Annotated in this window: 1 protein-coding gene and 1 pseudogene; both read right to left on the bottom strand. The window is 40.5% G+C overall.

The annotated features are described in order from the left end of the window. Positions 1-766, bottom strand: a 766-nt coding sequence (locus tag AX663_RS08090) for a transporter substrate-binding domain-containing protein (RefSeq protein WP_060973196.1), incomplete at its 3' end; no start/stop codon positions are given. Between the two features lie 11 nt (positions 767-777). Then, a pseudogene (locus tag AX663_RS08085) lies at positions 778-1,061 on the bottom strand (amino acid ABC transporter ATP-binding protein); the annotation flags it as partial.

Raw genomic sequence — 1,061 nt, 5'->3', positions numbered from 1 at the left:
TTTGCCATTTAGCAATCAAATCGTTGGTATAATCAATCAACTCTTGGTTAGACTTACTTGAAGCAATACCGTACTCTTGTGTTTTGAAACCTTCTTTTAAGGTTTTAGTTTTCTTACTTTCATATCCAGAGAGGATAGATTTATCAACTGAGAAAGCATCTACACGGTGAGCGTAAAGAGAAACAGCCAATTCTGGGAAAGATCCGAGTTGAACATAGTTGAACTTAAGGTTATTAGCTGAAGCGTACTCTTGCAACGCAGCCTTAGTTGACGCCCCTTGAGAAACACCGATAGTCTTACCATTCAAATCTGAGATTTTGTTAATACCTGAATCCTTAAGAACCAAGAAACCGATTTGGTCATAGTAGTAAGGAGTTGAGATAGCGTAAGAAGCCTTACGTTCATCATTGATAGTATAGGTAGCGATAAGCAAGTCGATAGTTCCGTTATCCATAAGAGGTTCACGGGTTTGCGTCGTTACTGGAATGTAATTGACTTTAACTTTTAACTCATCAGCAATCTTCTTAGCAAGATCAACTTCCATACCTTCGTAGGTATTAGTCTTAGCAGAATAGTAACCAAAGTTAGGAACGTCTTGCTTCACACCGACATTGAGTTTCCCTCGCTTAACAATCTTTTGGACTGCTTTACTATCAAGAAGCTTACTAGTGTCTTCCGCCTTAGTCTTGTGACTCGTGATAAGAAAAATAGTGAGAATTGCCAAGCTTGCAACAGTTAGGTAACGTAAGATTTTTTTGAAAATCATAGGCAACCTCCTTAGGCATCCACTTGGACATTATCAGAGTTGTGATCGATAATCTTAGAAAGGAATTGAACCGCACGAGGTTCAGTTGGATTGTCGAAGAAACCATCCACATCCGTAGTGTCTACAAGCACTTGACCTTCAGCCATAAAAATGATACGGTCAGCCACACTGCGAGCAAAGCCCATTTCGTGGGTTACGACAACCATATTCATACCACCTTTGGCAAGTTTTTGCATAACCGCAAGCACGTCACCGATAGTCTCTGGGTCAAGGGCTGACGTTGGTTCGTCAAAGA

The organism is Streptococcus sp. CCH8-H5 (assembly GCF_001556505.1).
Lineage (GTDB): Bacteria > Bacillota > Bacilli > Lactobacillales > Streptococcaceae > Streptococcus.
This window is presented reverse-complemented; position numbering and strand designations above follow the sequence as displayed.